This is a genomic window from Mycolicibacter terrae, from assembly GCF_010727125.1.
GTDB lineage: Bacteria > Actinomycetota > Actinomycetes > Mycobacteriales > Mycobacteriaceae > Mycobacterium > Mycobacterium terrae.
Map to the genome: position 1 here is coordinate 4,495,204 of NZ_AP022564.1, position 18,244 is coordinate 4,513,447.

Genomic DNA, 18,244 nt, shown 5'->3' on the forward strand with positions numbered 1-18,244 from the left:
GCGCGTGATGTCCGACCGCGATGGCAAGGTCCGGTCATGACGAACCCGATAACACTGCGCGGCATCGAACTGCGCTACGTCTTGACCCACTACCTGTTCCACCACGGTCGGTGCAGCATCACCGAACTGGCCGCCGAGCTGGACTCCCGCGGCTTCACTGTCGCCGGCCGGCCGTCGAAGGCGATCTCCGATGCGCTGCGGTGGGAGCGGGAACACGGCCGGGTGTTCCGGGCCGGCCGGGGCCGCTACCGGCCCGCGTCGATGCCACGCAGCACCGAGTACCGGATCCATAAGCGGGTGATGACGCTGCGTGCCCAGGCGACGGGCCAGACCGCCCCCGACTGACCTGACATAACGCCCGTTGTCGCTCAAAGGCGGGCAACAATCACCCACCCGGGGGCCGGTGACAGTCGGGGCAGGTGGGACGGCAGGTGGGATTTGCGCCGTCCGGGTCAGTGCCGCAGCGGCGCGGGGCTCCACAGCCCGGACCGGACGGCCGTGCCCAGATCGAGGTGCGCCGGCGTCGCCGCCGGGTAATAGGGCGTCAACTGCTGCAGGGCACCCCAGTCGCGGAACCAGTCGTCGGCCAGATAGCTCGGCACCGTGGTCGCGCGCACCAGCAGCTCGGTGATGCCCAGCGGGCCGCCGCCGTTGTTGTCCATCACCGGTGAATTCGCCTCGGCGCCGAAGCGATCCGGCAGGATCCGCCACCTGGGCACCTCGGTCACGCCGTTCTGGTGGCCGAACGGGCGCTGGCACGGGAACGCCAGGCCCACCAGCCAGTCCAGCAGCACCGGATCCTGCGAGCCCACCACCTCCTGCAGGCTGCGCAGCTGCGGGACGCGCGGCGGAGTCACCGCGATCCAGTGCTGCTGCGCCAGGTCGTCGTCGCGGACCACCAACCGGATCCGGGTGGCCTCCGCCGGGATCGACGACATCGGCGCGCGCAGGTTGCGCCACGCCGGCACCGCACCGATGTCACCGAAATCGATGGTGCCGCCCGGCTTGTCGTTCGCGGCGCCGGACTCGGTGGCCCACTGGGCGGTGACCTCGCCGCGGTCGAAGCGGCCCGCGGCCGCCACCACCAGCAGCGGTCCGGCGTCGGCCCGGTCGGCGGGCAGCCGGTACCACGCCGAGCGCAGCAGCGCCGGCATCTGGATCCCGGGACGCCAGCTGCCCAGCACCGGCACCCGGGCCGGGTCCAGCTTGTAGGGCAGTCGGGCCCGCGAGCCGTTGATGCCCTCGGCCGCGCTCACGCCGCCCTCGGTGCCGGCCTCGCCGCTGGCGGTCTGCGCGTCGTCGTCGGCCAGCCTGCCCAATCCGGGCGGGCCGATCACCTGGTCGGCGGAGACGTCGGCGGGAATCCCGTTGGGGGCGAACCCGGCCGAGAAGGTCGCGCCCAAGGCGTCGTCGACGGGCGCGTCGATCGGCGCCAGCATCCCGGCGTTGGGGTCCTGCTCGACCAGCACGTCGTCGGCGAGCCCGCACGTCTTGCCGGTCCCCAGAACCGGGATGGCGGCCAGGTTGGACCGGCCCACCGTCCACGCCGGGTACTGGCCGAGCATCGCCGCCGTCAGCGACACCACCTCAAAGGCGATCAGCACCCAGGAGGCGATTGCCAGCGGATAGCCGGACAGTGCCGTCCAGCGCGGCGGCCGGTCTTCGCCGTTGGCGAAGTGGAACCAGGCCGCCACCAATGCCGCCAACACCGTCAGCGCCACTCCCATGGTGGCGAACGCCAGATGCCACTTGGGGAAGGCGTTGGACCACGGCACCCCGAAGTTCGAGACGTACCACCAGCCGTTGACGCTGGCGAACGACAGCGCGGTGATGAACACCACCAGCGCGGTGAACAGTGTCCGGTTGCGCCGCGAGTGCATCGCCGCGGCGCTCACCGCGACGGCGGCCAGCGCGCCCAGTGATCCGGCCAGCCCGGCGAACACGCCGAAGTGATGTGTCCACTTGGTGGGGGTGAACATCATCGCGATGAAGGAGATGATGGTGATCCCGATGATGCGCCGGCTCGGCCCGGCCGCGGTGCCGGGAATCCGGCCCTTGCGCAACGCCATCGCCACCGACACCACCAGTGCCACACCGAGCGCCAGCACCGGGAACCGGCGCGCCACCGAACCGTCCGGAGTAGCCAGGAACAGCCGCTCGTAGCGGACGTGCTCCTCGAACCACGCCAGGCTGGGCCCGACCGCGGACTTCAGTGTGCTGGCCTCGATCTCGCCGGCCAGGGTCTGGTCGCGGAAGATCACGATCGCGGTGATGCTGGCCGCGGCGGCGATCGGCGCCAGCAGCGGCAGCAGCCCGAACTGCGTGGAGCGCCGATGCAAGATGGTGCGCAACGGCCCGATCGCCACCAGCAGGGCACCGATGGAGGCGATGCCCGTCGGCCCGGAGAACAGTGTCAGCGCACCCGTGATGCACGCGATCGCCAGCGGCAGCAGCCGGCTGGTGGCCACCGCCCGTTCCACCGAGCACCAGGTCACCAGGATGCCCAGCGCGATGATCGGCTCCGGGCGCAGCCCGTTGTTCAGCGGCAGCCAGAACGCCAGGAACATGCCGGCCGCGGTCCAGGCCGCCGCGGGGCTGTGCTTGACGGCGTGCCCCAGCCGGGGCAGGACCTCGCGGCTGATCAGCCACCAGCAGGCCAGCGCCATCCCCAGGGTGGGCAGCCGCATCCAGATGCTGATGGTGGACACCTGCGACCACACGGCCAGCAGGTCGTAGTACCAGCCGAACGGCGCCTCGGGGGTGCCGAACCAGCGGTAGAAGTTGGCCATGTAGCCGGCCCGCTCGGAGATCCGCGCCATGGTCAGGATGTAGCCGTCATCGGAGGTGTTGGCGCCGACAAAGTGCCACCACACCAACACGCACGTCACCAGTGCGTCCAGCGGCGACAACGACCACCAGCGGGCCGGCAGGAACCGGCGGTGTCGGGTGCCGTCGGCGGTGTCCAGGACGTGCAGGGCGATCAGCGCCATGACCGTCAGCGCCACCCCGAGGATCATCGCCGCCAGCTTCAGCGGGGTGGGCGCGCTGGAGAAGCGGGTGTCGACGGTGGCGGTGAAGTCCAGCCCGTCGGGTGCCGGACCCTCCAGGTCGGTGTAGACGCCGACGATCTGCGGCCGGAAGTCATAGCCGCTGCGGGTGCCTTTCAGCGGCGAGCCGGGGTGCTCGGCGTTGGGCCCCTGCTTGAGGCCGACGAACTCGGCGGTGACACGGTCGGCGTGCGCGGTGAACGTCAACTTCTGGCAATCCGGGCCGAGCACCTGCGACAGCGGCGCCACCACCACCGGCACGTTGCGCACCACCAGGACCAGGTCGTCGTTGACGCGTTCGATGAGCAGTCCGCGGTCGACGGCCTTGGGCGCCTGCTTGGGCACCGTGGACAGCAGCACGGTCCTGGTCTTGGTCAGACCGGACGCGGCCTGACACGGCACGGTGATGTCCAGATCGGTGGCCACGTAGCTGATCAGCGGCGCCTGCACGCTGGTCAGAGTGCCGTTCTGCGGCCAGTTCAGCTCGGCGGTGGTCTGCTTGACCGGCAGCAGCGGGGTGAGGATCGCCAGCAGGGTGCCCAGTACGCCGGCGACGACGGCGACGGCCCGAGCGATCCGGAAGTCGGCGCGCGTATCGGTCACGGACCTAGATGCTATCGGTGAGCTCGGCGATGCCGCTGAGCGTGTCTGCCGGGCAGACTTGCACCGTGGACACCGTCGAGTACGCCCCCGGCCGGCTGGTCGATCTGTTCGGTGAGCCTTCCGGGCGAACCGCTCTGCTGTGGCACGGCAAACAGCCCGACGCCCGCAGCGCGGTCCGGCCACTTGCCGAACTGGTCGCCGCGCATGGCATGCAGGTGGTGGTGCCCGACTGGAACTCGCACCGCGACGACGGCGGGCGCGCAGATCTGCTGGGCTCGGTGCGGTTCGCGCGCGAACGGGCCGCGGACGCCGACGGCCTGATCCTGGTGGGCTGGTCGATGGGCGGCGCCGCGGCGGCCGGGCTGGCGATTCAGGCGAGCCGGTACGGCGTCGGCTTTTCTCACGTGGTCTGCCTCGCCGGCGCGTTCATGGTTCCCGACCCGATCAGCGGCGAGGTCCCGGCCGCCTGGCTGCCCGGCGACCGGCGCTGCCCGATCACGTTGCTGCATGGCACCGCGGACGACGTCGTACCGCTGACGGCGAGCCGCGAGTTCGCCGCCGCCTTGGCGCACCACCGGTGGCCGGTGGAATTGGTCGAGTTGGCCGCCGATCACGGCTCGATCGCCGGGGCCGGCTACGACCCCGAGGCCGACCGCTATGCCGCCGCCACCGACCGCCACACGCTGGCGGTCGCCGCCGAGGTGGCCGGGCGGATCACCGCCGCACCGCCAGCACGAACGGGCCGATCTTCTCCACGCTGAACGCCGGCCCGGTAAACAGTGCTGCGTCCAGGTCGACGGTGTAGCGGCGAACGTTGGGGTGGTTGGGGTAGACGTCCTTGGCCAATCGCAGCGTGTAGGTGTCCCCGGGGCCCGGACGCATCAGAAACACCGTCGGCGCCGGCCACGGCAGGTCGTCGAGCGCGTGGGTGAACTGGTCGGCGGTCTCCAACTTCGACCAGGCCTGGATCGCGGCGGCGCGGGCGGAGAACTGCGCCAGCGGGTTGGCGTAGTGGCTCGTCAGGCCCTGGAACCCCCAGTAGGGGTAGAAGGACAGGAAGCTGTAGTCGGCGGTGAGCACCACCGTCTCGTTACGGCGCTTACCGGTGGCTTTGGTGATCGCATGGTCGACGGCCTCGTAGTACTTCGCCGCGCCGGGCGGGCGCCGGTCGCCGCGTTCGCCGTGGCCGTCGGTGTCGGTGTAGGCGACGGTGATGTCGGGGCGCAACACCTCGGGGATGTCCTGGCTGAACGCCAGCGCCCCGACCAGCCCCACCGCCGTCGCCGCCGGATACACCACGGTGTGCCACCCGTGCCCGGCGCGGCCGAGTGCCCGAGCGCCCTCGATGAAGCCGAACACCCCGGCGGTGGCCAGCAGCACCGTCAGCGTCGGCTGCAGCCGGAAACTCAGCAGCGTGGTGCGGGCCAAAGTGGACAGCATGGACAACAGCGACCACAAATAGACGCCGACGACGGCGATCGCCAGCGCGGCCGCGCGGGTCGACTTGGTGGCCCGCACCACCAGCCATAGCGTGCCCAGCAGGCACAGCGCGCCGAGCAGGGTGAACTGCAGCATCGGGAAACTCAGCTGGGCGCCGTCGCCGGGCAGATAGTGCCGGGCGCTGCCGGTGTCGCTGATCGGGTTGCGCAGTGTGGCCAGCAGATACGGCGTCCAGGTGATCGAGGCGATAGCCGCGGCGATCACGCCGATCACCACCAGCCTGGCCGGCGGGTCCAGCGTGGCCCGCAGACCGGTGCGCCGTACCGCCCGCGAGCCCGCCAGCAGCAGAGCCATCAGCGTCACGGTGAAGGCGGTGTAGGCCACCAGCAGGGTGTAGAAGGTGGCGGCGAAGCCGAGGAAGATACCGGCCCCGGCCACCGCGCCCCAGCCGCGTCGGGCCCCGGCGCGCAGGCCCGACCAGGCCAGGATCAGCACCGGGGGGAGCAGCACGGTGATCATCGCCGCGTAGGGCTCCGGGGAGCTGTAGGCCAGCGTCACCGCGGCACCGGCGATCGTGGCGATCAGCGCGTACTCGAAGCGGATCATCTTGTTCCACAACACCAGTGCGACCGCGACCGCTATGGCCATCGAGGTGATCGCCCACGGCTTGTACATCTCCCAGGCCGGCAGCCCGGTCAGCGCCGCGGCGCGGCCCCCGAGCCAGAACCAGCCCGGCGGGTAGTAGGACGGCAGTCCCAGGTAGGTCATGTCGTGAAGTGCCGGGCTGTCGGCCATCCGGGTCAGGTATTCGGTGCGGAACTGCTGATCCACCGAGACCCCGAACAGGTAGAGCTTGGTGGCGCCCAACGGCATTGCCAGGGTCACCACCGAGAACGCACTGGTGAACACCACCGCGGCCAGCCAGGCCGGCGCGCGGCATCCCCGTCGCCACCACCACGCGGCGCCGGCCAGCCCGGCCAGGCAGCCGACCTGCCCGACGGTGGTCAGCGCGTGCAGTTGGTTCGACGAGGGATACGCCGGCCACTGCACCCGGTCGATCGCCACCAGCGCGACCACGGCGACGACGACGGCGATGACGCCCGCCAGGATCATCTGGGCCAACGTTTTACCGGAAGTGCCCAGCGCATTAGCTACCGGATTCTGACCGCGAGCAGACACAAAGTCGCACGAATCGGCCACTCGGCGTGCGAGTTTATGTCTGCTCGGCATCAGATTAGATCGGCAGCCGGCGGAAGATCGCCCGCGGGACGTGCCGCAGCACCATCATGACGTAGCGGAATGCTCCTGGCGCCCAGACGATTTCCTTGCCCCTGGCGGCTGCGGTCACCGCCAGCTCGGCGACGTCCTCCTTGTCGACGGTCAGCGGCGCTTCCTTGACGTGCGCGGAGAACCGGGTGCGCACCTGGCCGGGCCGGATCACCAGCACCCGCACCCCGTGCTCCCGCAGTGCCTCGCCCAGGCCGAGGTAGAAGCCGTCGAGGCCGGCCTTGGTGGATCCGTAGACGAAGTTCGTCCGGCGCACCCGCTCACCGGCCACCGAGCTCATCGCGATGATCTGCCCGAAGCCCTGGGCGCCCATCTTGTTCGCGAGCAGCACGCCCACGGAAACCGCTGCGGTGTAGTTGATCTCGGCCACCTGCACCGCCTTGGCCTGGTCGTGCCAGAGCTCCTCGGCGTCGGCGTCCATACCGAAGGCGACGATCGCGACGTCTATATCGCCGTCGCCGAACGCGGAGTCGATCATCGCCGGGTGACTGCCGGTGTCCAGCGCGTCGAAGTCGACGATCCGCACCGATTTGGCGCCGGCGGCCTCCATCTGCGCCACTGCGCCGTCGCGGCCGGGATCACCGGGCAGGCAGGCCAGCACCACGCTCGCCGAGGCGTTGCGCAGGTAGCGCGCACAGATCGCCAGCCCGATCTCAGAAGTGCCGCCGAGCAGCAGGATCGATTGGGGATTTCCCGTGGCGTCGAACACCATCTACAAAAGCTCCAAACGTCGGGCCATGTCCGAGGCGAAGATCCCGTCGGGATCGACCTTGCGGCGCACCGCGATCCATTCCTCGATGCGCGGATACATGGCGTGGAACATCTCCGCGGAGGTGCGGGAATCCTTGGCGGTGTAGAGCCGGCCGCCGAACTCCAGCACCCGGCGGTCCAGGCCGTTGAGGAATTCGTTGAGGCCGGGCTTGATCTGGAAATCCACGCAGACGTTCCAGCCGGGGATCGGGAAGCTCAGCGGCGCCTGGTTGCCCGGGCCGAACAGCTTGAACACGTTGAGGAACGAGTAGTGCCCGCTGGCCTGGATGTCGTACATGATGGCCTTGAACTCGTCGACCGCCTCGGTGGGCACCACGAATTGATACTGCCCGAAGCCGGCCGAGCCGTAGGCCCGGTTCCACTCACCGACCATGTCCAGCGGGTGATAGAACTGCGTCAGGTTCTGCGCCTTGCCGCGGTAGCTGCCGGATTTGCGGTACCACAACTCGGTCATCGCACCGAAGATCAACTTGTTGCCCAACCCGTTCGGGAAGATGTCTGGGGCGGTGAAGAACTGCGGCGCATCGAATTTCAGCGGGTCGCGGGCCAACTTGTCGGGCAGCTGGTCCAACCTGGCCAGTGACCCGCGTGAGATCGCGGCCCGGCCCAGTTTGGGCGGCGCACTGATGGCGTCGAACCAGGCCGAGGAATAGGTGTAGTCGGCCTCGCTGCCGTCGCTGTGGAAGGCGATGGTCTCATCCAGGCCGGCGGTGACGTCGCCGTCGGCGATGAAGTACGCCGTCTCGGTCGGAGTCATCGCGATCGTCGCGCGCAGCACGATCCCGGTCAGGCCGTTGCCGCCGACTGTGGCCCAAAACAGCTCCGACTCGTCACCGTCCGGGGTCAGGTGGCGCACCGAACCGTCGGCGGTCAGCAACTGCATCGACACCACGTGGTTGCCGAAACTGCCGGCGCTGTGGTGGTTTTTGCCGTGGATGTCGCAGGCGATCGCCCCGCCGACGGTGACCTGCCGGGTCCCGGGCAGCACCGGCACCCACAGGCCCAGCGGCAGTGCGGCCCGCATCAGCTGATCCAGGTTGACCCCGGCATCGACGTCGACGCACGCGGTGGCCGCGTCCATTGAATGGATCCGGTTCAGCGCGGTCATGTCGACGACCAGACCGCCGCCGTTCTGGGCGTTGTCGCCATAAGAGCGCCCCAGCCCGCGGGCGATCACGCCGCGCGATCCCGCGTCGGAGGCCCGCGCCACCGCCTTGGCGATGACGTCGACATCGGGGGTCGCCAGCACCTGCGCCACGCTCGGCGCGGTGCGGCCCCAACCGGTCAGTCGCCGCGCGGTGGTCGGCAATTCAGTGCTCAACATCGTCCAAGAGGGTACCGCCAACGCGCCGCTTCCCGGTTTTGCGTGACTAAACGGATGACTACCGTTACGATCGCGCAATGCCTGAGACTCCCCCCACTGATTCCCCGTCCGCGGCCAAGCCCGTCAAGCCCAAGACCGCGGGTTTTCCGAAATCTTCCACTCCATCTCAAGGCCTGTCGGTACCGACGATCGCCGCTCTGGGCCTGGCGGTGCTCGGCATCGTGCTCGCCATCTTCGGGTGGTTCCACCCGTCCACGAGCCAGAAGTTCTCCGACGATCAGCGGCAGGAAGCCAAGGGCAAGATCTGCGACTCGCAGAGCGTGGTGCGGCAGGGCACGCAGTTCAACACCAACCTGCAGAACCCGGTGCCCGGCGACCTGGCCGGTGACCTGGCGGTGGGCACCAACGCCCGGCTGTCACTGTTCGCCGGCGGCGCGTTCCTGCACCAGCGTCTGGAGGCCAACCCGGCCACCCCGGACGACGTGGCCAAGGCCGTGGGCGACATGGCCGACACGCTGGAGGCGCTCAGCATCAACTACCTGGCCGGGCACTCGCCCGATGACTCGGTGCAGCAGCCGCTGCGTGACCAGCTGCGCGGTCAGATCGACGTGCTCGACAACCTCTGCCAGCCGCAGTAACCCCGTAGCTATCCGGTTCAGCACCGGTTGCGCCTCGGCGCAGCCGGTGCTGACTCGTTTCCGGGGGATCACCGGCGAGGGCGTGGGCACGCGGGTCGACGGCACGGCCGGCATGGCGGCGTGCAGCGGATGGCCTGAGGGAATGACGGTGGCCGGTGCTCAACGGTCGCCGGTGCTTCCTGAGCGGGCGCCGCGGGCGCTCAGCGAGCCGTCCCGCTGCCGCCGGGCCGGAAGAACGTACCGGCCTCCAGGTCGCCGGTGGCGCCGGGTGGCTACGGCCGGTGTTTCTGACGGCAGAACGCTTCCGATGCCAGTGCGGGGCAGGCAGATTAGTGGTAGACGAAAGTCCGCCTGGGTTGCCTGCCGTCGCCATCCGGCGGCGTTGTCGTCGGACCATCTTCCTGGGGCAAGGCTGAGTTCCTCCGACAAGGCGACAGGGGCCGTTGGCCAAGTCCGGAACGTGGGATGGGGATCGCAGGGGGTTGCTGGCCGGCGTGCGAGGTGGGTTACGAGCGCCCGCGGCACAGCGGGTATCGCCCCACTCCACGTGCCCTTCCGGGGCGCCGACTGGGGTCTTGGGCGGCGCCGGAAACGGCGGACCGTCGAGGGTAAGAATAATTGCTGGATCAAGTTAATAGCAGGATGGATTCGGTAGTTTTGCTTATCGCTCTCCCCTCGCAGAGATCCCATTGGCCTGTGATCCGGGGCGCCTGTGGCAGGAGTGGTTCTCGTACTTTTAGTCCACGTACGGTGGACTAAAAATTTACGCGACCGCAAGTTCCGCTGGCCTCGGGTGCGGCCGCGTCGCCTGCGGGTCGGTCAGCTGACGGCGGAGCGGCATCTCGAGCTCGGCTATGTCTGCCGGATGAAACCGCGTTGACCAGGCCGTATACCGCTGCGCAGGCCGACAAGGTGCGCTCCTGCAGCGGACTCAACACGAATTCTTTTTCTGAGAATTTTCCCGTTTCCTGAGAGATTTTCCCTCGAGGCGAAAGGACTCTTCGCCCTGGTGGGAGCAATATGGCCACGTCAGCGCCCATTGCCGAAGCGAAGGTTGAGTAGTCCGCCGAAATCCACTGGGGTTGACGTAATAAGAATGAGCGTTAACCTAACTCTCCGCAGGGGTTGTTATGCCACCGTTATGTGCCAGCTAAGGGGAAAGCTTCAATGTCTCGTCGTCGTCAGAGTGGTTTGTCAGGTCGTCGCAGCAGCCGGGTGGTTGGTGCTGGCAGTGCGGTGGGGGCGTTCCTCGCGTTCGGCATGGCCCCGTTGGCCGCAGCGCCGGAGGCGCACGCCGATTTCGACGACGTTCTGGTCGACCTGCTGGGGCAGAGCCTGGGTGACGCGGTCGCCGGTTTGGGCGCCAATCTGGGTGACCAGGGCGCCTGGGAGGTGGTCTTGGACCCGGGCAGTTGGACGGCCTTCTTCGACGGCCTCGGCAGTCAGGCCACCTGGGATGCGGTGCTGGCAGATCTGGATATGAACGCCGTTGGGGGCGCCGCTGATGCCACGCTGGCCGGTACTGCGGCAGCGTCGTTCAACTGGGGTGACATCAACTGGCTGATGCCGTTCGGTAACGGCGCGCCCGGCACTCCCGACCACCCGGACGGCGGCTCCGGCGGGTGGATCTTCGGCGACGGCGGCGCCGGTTGGGACTCCGACGGCACGGGCACGGCCCAGGGCATCGACCCCGACGACGGGGGTAACGGCGGTCAGGGCGGCCTGTTCGGCGGCGACGGCGGGGCCGGCGGTAACGGTTACGACGGTGGTGACGGTGGTGACGGTGGCGCCGCTGGCCCGTTCTCCTGGTTCAGCCACGGTGGCGACGGCGGTAACGGCGGCGACGCGATCACCGCGGGTCGCGATGGTGGTGCCGGTGGTGCCGGTGGTGACGCCGCCCAGTGGGGTCTGTTCAGCACCGCCGGTAATGGTGGTGACGGCGGCGTTGGTGGAATCGGTGCCGCGGGCGTGGCGGGCAGCGTCGCCGGCGCTGACGGCACCAACGGTGGTGTCGGTGGTAAGGGCGGCAACGGCGGTGCCGGTGGCAAGGGCTCGTTCTCATTCGGCACCGGTGGTAACGGCGGTGCGGCGGGCGACGGTGGCGTGGGTGGCAACGGTGGCGATGGCGCCGATGGTTCGGCCGGCACCGCTGGTACGTCTACCGACGTCGACGGTGGCAACGGCGGGGCAGGTGGCAACGGCGGGAACGGTGGTGCCGGCGGCGCGGCAGGCACTGTCGGAGCCGGTGGCGCGGGTGGCCTGCTGTTCGGCCATGCGGGTAACGCCGGTGCTGCGGGCGTGGCAGGTGCGCTAGGCGACGGTGGTAACGGTGGCGCCGGTGGTGTCGGTGGTGCCGGTGCTGACGCTAACGGTGCGACCGGAGAGGCGGGCGTCGACGCTACGGCCGGCAGTGGTTTGGCTGGCGGTATCGGCGGGGTCGGAGGTAACGGTGGTGTCGCCGGTAACGGTGGTGAGGGTGGTAAGGGCGGCGCCGCCGGGTCCGGGGCCAACGATGGCACGGCCGGCGCAGGCGGCAAGGGCGGTGCCGGTGGTGACGCCAACGGTGGCACCGGTGGGGCCGGCGGTATGGGTGCCGGTGGCGGTACCAACGAGGCCGCCGGCAATGGCGGCGACGGCGGTGCCGGCGGTAAGGGCGGTACCGCCGGCACCGGTGGGGCCGGCGGCGCAAACGGCGACGGCGTCGGTACAGGTGCGAGCGGCGCGGATGGTTCTTCCGCGGGCGGTGCGGGCGGCGTCGGCGGCCAAGGTGGCAAGGGCGTTGGCTTGTACGACACCGACGGCGACGCCCAGGCCGGTGGCACGGGTGGCACCGGCGGCATGGGCGGTGCCGGCACGAACGGCAGCGTCGACGGTGATGGCGGCAATGGTGGCGCAGGCGGCGACGGCGCCGGTGTCGGCAACGGTGGCAATGGTGGCAGCGGCGGTGCCGGCGGAGCCGGTGCCCAAGGTGCCGTGAGCGGACCGGGCTACGGCGGTGGCGGTGGCGGCGGCGGTGGCGGCGGCAGCGTCTTCGCCGATGCCGCCGCAACCGCGACCGGCACGGCAACTGGCGGCGACGGCGGTACCGGTGGTGCCGGTAACCTCACCGCGGCCGGTGGGCACGGCGGTACCGGCGGCCAGGGCAACATCTCCGCGTTCGGTACGGGCAGCTCGGCCGACGGCACCGCGACCGGCGGCAACGGCGGAAACGGCGGCACCAACGGCGGCACCGGCGGTGACGGCGGCTTGGCCGAAATCCTGGGTGGCTACACGAGCACCAACAGCGTCGCGCACGACGCCACGGCCGTCGGCGGAAACGGCGGTGACGGAACCAACGGCGGCACAGGAGGTTCCGGTGGCGTCGGCTACGTCGAAGCAGTCGGCGACAACACTGACGCGACCGGTACCGGCACCGGCGGTGACGGCGGTGACGGCGTTGACGGTGGCGCGGGCGGAAACGGCGGCGAGGGCGTCGTCGACGCCGGCTACGGCTGCGCCGGGGTCGGTCCTTGCCCCAGCCCCACCCCCGACGCCACCGCGGACGGAACCGCCACCGGCGGAGCGGGCGGCACCGGCACCGGCAACGGCAGCCAAGGCGGTAACGGCGGCAGCGGTTCGGTCATCGGTTTGAACGGCGGCGACGGTAGCGGCACCGGACTCGGCGGCGAGGGTGGTGACGCCACCAACGGTGGCACCGGCGGCGACGGCGGCCGAGGCTGGATTGAGGCTGTCGGCACCGACAGCAGCGCCAAGGGCGCAGCCACCGGCGGGGCCGGCGGGGGCGCCAATGACGGCACCGGCGGCGCCGGTGGTGACGCCACGGTGCTAGCCACCGACGGCGGTTCGGCTACCGGAACCGGTGATGGCGCGACCGGCGGAGCCGGCGGCGGCGGCAACAACGGCGGGACCGGCGGCGACGGTGGAGCCGGTCTGGTTTCGGCGAACGCTGGCAGCGCGACGGGTGCAGCCGGCGGCGGCGCTGGCGGCGGCGCTACCGGAACCGGAAGCACCGGTGGGGACGGCGGTGACGGCACACTCTCCGCTGACGATGCAACCAGTGCCGCTACCGGTGTTGCTGCCGGTGCCGCGGGCGGCGCCGGCAGCAACGGCGGTGCGGGCGGTGACGGTGGCGCCGGGCTCATCGATGCGAAACTGGGCGGCAGCGTCACAGGTGGTACCAGCACCACGGCCACCGGCGGCATCGGCGGCAACGGTGTGAACGGCGGCGCCGGTGGTGACGGCGGTAGCGGCGAGATCACCACCACCGGTGGCGATGCCGCGACCGCGGGTGGTACGTCGTTCGGTACTGCCGTCGGTGGTGCGGGCGGCACCGGCACCGACAGTGGCAGCACGGCGGGCAACGGTGGTGCCGGAACCATCCGAAGCGGCTACCAGCAGACCTACCTCGGCCAGGGCGGCCCCGCTGGTACGGCCAGCGGCACCGCGACGGGCGGCATCGGTGGCGACGCCACCGGCGGCGGCACCGGCGGCAACGCCGGCTCCGGCGGGGTGATCGCCGGCGGCACCGGATCGACGTCCAACGGGACCGGCATCGGCGGCAACGGCGGCAATGGACTCGACGGTGGCACCGGAGGTAAGGGCGCCACCGGGCAGATCACCGTCTTGAACAGCGGATCGCACGCCACCGGTACGGGCCACGGCGGTAACGGCGGCACCGGCACCGGTGAAGACAGCAAGGGTGGCGACGGCGGTACCGGTTGGGCTCAGGCGCTGAGTCAAGACAGCACCATCACCAACGCCAACGTCACCGGTGGCGATGGCGGTGACGGCAGCAACGGCGGTATCGGCGGTGCGGGCGGTACCGGCGTGATGCAAACCGCCGCGGGCCCGGGCAGCCCCGGCACCAGCGGCGCCAACAGCAGCATTATCGACAGCACGGTCAGCGGGGCCCGAGGTGGCGACAGTGACACCGACGGCGTCACCGGTGGCGGCGGCGGTCGCGGCAACCTGGTGACCGGCAGCCGATCGGTCGACACCACCGGCGGCGACACGATCGACGGCGTCACGGTGCACGGTGGTGACGCCGTCGGTACCCAGGGCGGCACCAGCATCAACATGCTCGCCATGAACGGCTCGACCATCACCGATTCCCAGGGGCTCGGCGCCGACGCAGGTTCCGGCTATACGCAAATGATTGCCAACCATGGAGCCGCCATCTCCGACAGCAGCGTGGCCGGAGGCACTGGCGGTGGTGGGATTGCTGCCGGCCAGGCCACCATGACCGCAGACGGAGCAGGCAGCGCGATTTCGGACACGCACATCACCGCCGGTAACGCCGGCAGCGGCGGCGCGGGCGGAAACACCTCGGCCACAGCCACCGACGGCGCGACCATCTCGGACAGCTCGGCGCAGGCCGGCAACGGCAGCGACACCGCTGCCGGCGGCAAGGCGGATCTCTCCGCCGACGGTGCCGGCAGCAGCGTGACCGGCGGCGATGTGAGCGGCGGTAACGCCGGCGCGGGCGACGCCAACGGCGGCGTCGGCGGCAAGGGCGGCGATGGCCTCATCGGGGCCAGCCAGGGCGGCACTGTCAGCGACGCCACCGCAGCCGGCGGTGACGGCGGTGCCGGCGCCAACGGCGGCCACGGTGGCACCGGTGGTTACTCCGAGGTCACCGCCGGCCTGCAAGGCGGTACCGGTGGCAGCGCCACGGGCGACGCCTCCGGCGGCGACGGCGGCAGTGCGGATGGCCTTGGCAGCTTCGGCGGTAACGGCGGCAGCGGCAATATCCAAGGAGGCTTCCTCCGGCCCGGATATGGCGGGAACGACGGCGCGGCCAGCGGCACCGGAACCGGTGGCGACGGCGGCAACGCCGACGGCGCCGGTAGCCACGGCGGTAAAGGCGGTACCGGCAGTGTGGTCGCCGGCGGCAGTGGCGCGGTAGCCGACGGCGCCGGCATCGGCGGCAACGGTGGCAACGGTTCCACCGGCGGCACCGGAGGCAACGGCAGCGCCGGTCAGGTGGCGGCGCTGAACACCGGCGCCCATGCCAGCGGCACCGGGCAGAGCGGCAACGGCGGCGACGGCACCGGCTCGGGCAGCGTGGGTGGCGACGGCACCATCGGCAATGTCCAGGCATTCGGTCAGAACAGTCAGGCCGACGGCACGGCCACCGGCGGTGACGGAGGCGCGGCCGGCAACGGCGGCCACGGTGGCACCGGCGGCCAAGGCAGGATCGTCGCTTGGGGCAACGGCAGCATCGCCACCGGGAACATCGCGACAGCCGGTGCCGGCGGCGACGCCTCTAACGGCGGTTCCGGGGCTCTCGGTGGTCAGGCGTATGTCTGGGCCGGCGATCCAGGTTCGGGCCTTGGTGACCCGGCCAGCGGGGGCACCGTGACCGGCAGCACCGCCATCGGCGGCACGGCGGCCGGCCTCAATGGGGGTATCGCCGAAGTGCAAGCGGTCAACGGCACGATTTCCGACAGCTCCGCGATCGGCGGCGACGCCGGTGCGGGCGGCTTCGGTGGTTACGCCACCGTCAGTGCCACGAACAATGGCGCTATCGCCGGTAGCGATGCGACTGCCGGCGACAGCAGCGCGGGTGGCGTCGGTGGTGCGGCGACAATCTCCGCCGACGGGGCCGGCAGCTCAATCGCGGGCAGCGACGCCACCGCTGGTAATGCGGGCAGCGGTGCTGACGGTGGCCACGCCTATGTCACTGCGAACAACGGCGGCGCCATCACCAACAGCCCCGCTGCCGCCAGCGATGGCACCGACACCGCCAACGGCGGCAACGCTGATGTCACTGCCGACGGCGCGGGGAGCTCCATCGCGGCCAGCTCCGCAACAGCCGGTAACGCCGGCGTGGGTGATGCCAACGGCGGCACCGGCGGTGCCGGCGGTGCGGCGGGCATCACGGCCACCAGCGGTGGCCAGGTCGCCGACACCGTCGTCAAGGGTGGTACCGGTGGAACTGGCACCGATGGCGGTCAGGGCGGCGCGGGCGGCAATGGCGTCGTGAACGCTGAAAGCGGCGGTCAGGTCACCGCCAATGCCGACAACGGCGGAGCTGCGAGCACCGTGACCGGCGGGGCCGGTGGTAACGGCGGCAACGGTGGTACCGGCGGCACCGGTGGTAACGGCCTGATCGACGCGCAGCATGACGCCACCGCGTACGGCGATGCAACCGGTGGAGCCGGCGGTGCCGCCGATGGGGCTGCTAGCCAAGGGGGTAACGCCGGAAATGGCAACATCTGGGCCGGCCGTCCTTACGTGGCCTACACAGGTGGCCTGTCGCACGGCACCTCAATCGGCGGCGACGGCGGTGCCGCGACAGGCGCCGGCTCGCACGGTGGCAACGGCAGCATCGGAAGCATTGGCGCCACCGGACCGAACGCTGAGGCCAGCGGATCCGCAACCGGCGGTACCGGCGGTGCCGGCGTCGACGGCGGTCAGGGCGGCAACATCAGCTACCACGCGCCGACGCAGATCACCGCGCTGGGCCCCGACGCTAAGGCCACCGACGTCACCGCCGTCGGCGGCACGGGCGGCGAGGGCATCGGGGCTGCCGGTGTCGGCGGTGATGGCGGCTACGTTCATGTAGGCGCGGACAATAGTGTGGATAACCCCGGTGGCAGCTCCTGGACCGACGGTTCGGCCACGGCCGGGAATGGCGGCAACGGCGACGGTGTCGACAACAGTGGTCCCACAGGTACCGGTGGGTCCGACGACATCATCAGCGGCCCCGGGGTTCACGTCACCGGTCAGGACATCAACCTGCCGAGCGGTACGAACGCACCGTAGTCGCGGCGGTTGGAAGTTTCGCAATAGATCGATATGCCACGTGCGGCCGGGCAAACAGCCCGGCCGCACGTGTCGGTCTTGCGCCTGCTGCCGCGGTGCGGGAGCACCTCGGCAACCGGCGGTCGCAGATTCCCGCGGTACATGAATAGGCCCGCCAACGGCTCGCCGTGAGGGTCGCTACCACTCGCGTTCCGCCAGCATTCGGTTCCACCGGAAAGTTTGCTGGCCGCGCGTGCCCTCCTCCCCCCTCACTCCCCGTAGATCCCGCCGGCAGCAACGGTGGACCCACCGGGCAGATGTGGCGGCGGCACTTGTCGCGGCAGGACGGATATCGAAAGCGCCAAGACGACTACCGGCTTCGGCGACACCATCGGCGGCCCCGGCGGGACGGCGAGCGGTACGTCGACCGGCGGTGCGGGCGGCAGCGCCAGCAACGGCGGCCACGGTGGTACCGGTGGCAAGGCCAGCATCGCCGCCGGTGGCGAAAACGCCGTGGCCAGCGGCACATCTCAGGGCGGCACCGGCGGCGAGGGCGATGGCGGCCAGGGCGGCAACGCCGGAACCAGTCGGGTTACCGCACTGGGTGAGAACACCACCTCGACCGGTGGCAGCGCTACCGGCGGCGACGGCGGCACCGGTTCCGGCACCGGCAGCACCGGTGGTAACGGCGCCGACGGCAACATCGGGGCCGCGCTCACCAGCGCCGGCAGCTCAACCGACCAGCCGACCGCCAACAACAACACCGTCGTCGGCGGCAGCGGCGGCCTGGGAGGCAGCGGTCACACCGGCGGCAACGGAACCGAGGCTGATGTGTATTCGGTCAACAACGGGAGTAACTCGGCGTGGCCTAACCCGAACAACGACCAAACGGTTACCGGTGCCAATGGGGCGGACAACCCGTGACCCGATAGCCCCTCAACCCTGCGGCCGGTCCTTGCGACCGGCCGCAGTGGTTTTCAGGCGGTACCCGGGCCGGCGCGAGGCACCACATTTCCCCCACGATGAGGATGCACCCCCAGCGTTCTGATGCCACTGATGGCCAGTGGGCCGCTGACCTTACGTTTTCCTGATAAACACTCCTTCGTGCGGAATGGCATACCGTCCGCCAAATCGCCACGGTAGTCCACCGTCAACCCCGGCGATAGGCACGGTTCCTGAGAAATAGGCGACCAGTTGTAGTCGAAGCCGAGTGTCGTGATCACGTTCAACGGGGTCTCTACCAGCAGAGCCGCCGCCAAGTCGGAGGGGTCTCCGGCGACGGAAAAGGGTTGACTGCCTCAGAATTACTGCTTACCGTGTTTTAACCAATTCGCATAGAATTCGTTATACGAACTATATGTTCGACTAAGGAGATTGCCATGTCTCGT

Annotated in this window: 9 protein-coding genes; 5 read left to right on the forward strand and 4 right to left on the reverse strand. The window is 70.2% G+C overall.

What is annotated here, in order from left to right; translation table 11 throughout:
• Window positions 1–36: 36 nt before the first annotated feature.
• On the forward strand, window positions 37–345 hold the full coding sequence (locus G6N23_RS21235; RefSeq protein ID WP_085260013.1) for a hypothetical protein: 309 nt from the start codon (window positions 37–39) through the stop codon (window positions 343–345).
• A gap of 107 nt (window positions 346–452) precedes the next feature.
• Here G6N23_RS21235 and G6N23_RS21240 read toward each other — a convergent pair whose 3' ends face one another.
• Window positions 453–3,665 carry an arabinosyltransferase domain-containing protein gene (locus tag G6N23_RS21240; RefSeq protein ID WP_095174278.1) on the reverse strand — a complete coding sequence of 1,071 codons (3,213 nt, stop codon included), beginning with the start codon at window positions 3,663–3,665 and terminating at the stop codon, window positions 453–455.
• 50 nt (window positions 3,666–3,715) lie between these two features.
• On the opposite strand from G6N23_RS21240, the gene G6N23_RS21245 reads away from it, so the two are divergent.
• Window positions 3,716–4,411, forward strand: coding sequence for an alpha/beta hydrolase (locus G6N23_RS21245; RefSeq protein WP_085260177.1), 696 nt, complete (start codon window positions 3,716–3,718; stop codon window positions 4,409–4,411).
• On the opposite strand, the gene G6N23_RS21250 is transcribed toward G6N23_RS21245, so the two are convergent.
• The 3 genes from G6N23_RS21250 to G6N23_RS21260 are packed head-to-tail and all read right to left on the reverse strand — an operon-like array spanning window position 4,365 to window position 8,472.
• A complete protein-coding gene (locus tag G6N23_RS21250) occupies window positions 4,365–6,320 on the reverse strand; it encodes a galactan 5-O-arabinofuranosyltransferase (RefSeq protein WP_162291759.1) in 1,956 nt (651 codons plus the stop codon). The two genes, G6N23_RS21245 and G6N23_RS21250, sit on opposite strands and share 47 nt — an antisense overlap.
• 4 nt (window positions 6,321–6,324) lie before the next feature.
• Window positions 6,325–7,089 (reverse strand): decaprenylphospho-beta-D-erythro-pentofuranosid-2-ulose 2-reductase, encoded by a 765-nt coding sequence (locus G6N23_RS21255; protein WP_085260010.1) that lies wholly within the window; start codon window positions 7,087–7,089, stop codon window positions 6,325–6,327.
• The gene (locus G6N23_RS21260) at window positions 7,090–8,472 is read right to left on the reverse strand and encodes a decaprenylphosphoryl-beta-D-ribose oxidase (RefSeq protein ID WP_085260009.1); all 1,383 of its coding nucleotides are present in this window, start codon (window positions 8,470–8,472) and stop codon (window positions 7,090–7,092) included. It lies immediately after the preceding gene.
• A gap of 77 nt (window positions 8,473–8,549) precedes the next feature.
• Between G6N23_RS21260 and G6N23_RS21265 the strand changes: the two genes are divergently transcribed.
• The 3 genes from G6N23_RS21265 to G6N23_RS22480 all read left to right on the forward strand — a co-directional run bounded on the left by G6N23_RS21265 (window position 8,550) and on the right by G6N23_RS22480 (window position 17,780).
• The gene (locus G6N23_RS21265; RefSeq protein WP_234808529.1) at window positions 8,550–9,110 is read left to right on the forward strand and encodes a hypothetical protein; all 561 of its coding nucleotides are present in this window, start codon (window positions 8,550–8,552) and stop codon (window positions 9,108–9,110) included.
• 1,215 nt (window positions 9,111–10,325) lie between these two features.
• Window positions 10,326–16,877: a beta strand repeat-containing protein gene (locus G6N23_RS21270; RefSeq protein WP_133055459.1), complete on the forward strand. Its 6,552-nt coding sequence runs from the start codon at window positions 10,326–10,328 to the stop codon at window positions 16,875–16,877.
• Window positions 16,878–17,156: 279 nt separating this feature from the next.
• Window positions 17,157–17,780: a hypothetical protein gene (locus G6N23_RS22480; RefSeq protein WP_085260008.1), complete on the forward strand. Its 624-nt coding sequence runs from the start codon at window positions 17,157–17,159 to the stop codon at window positions 17,778–17,780.
• Window positions 17,781–18,244 lie beyond the last annotated feature (464 nt).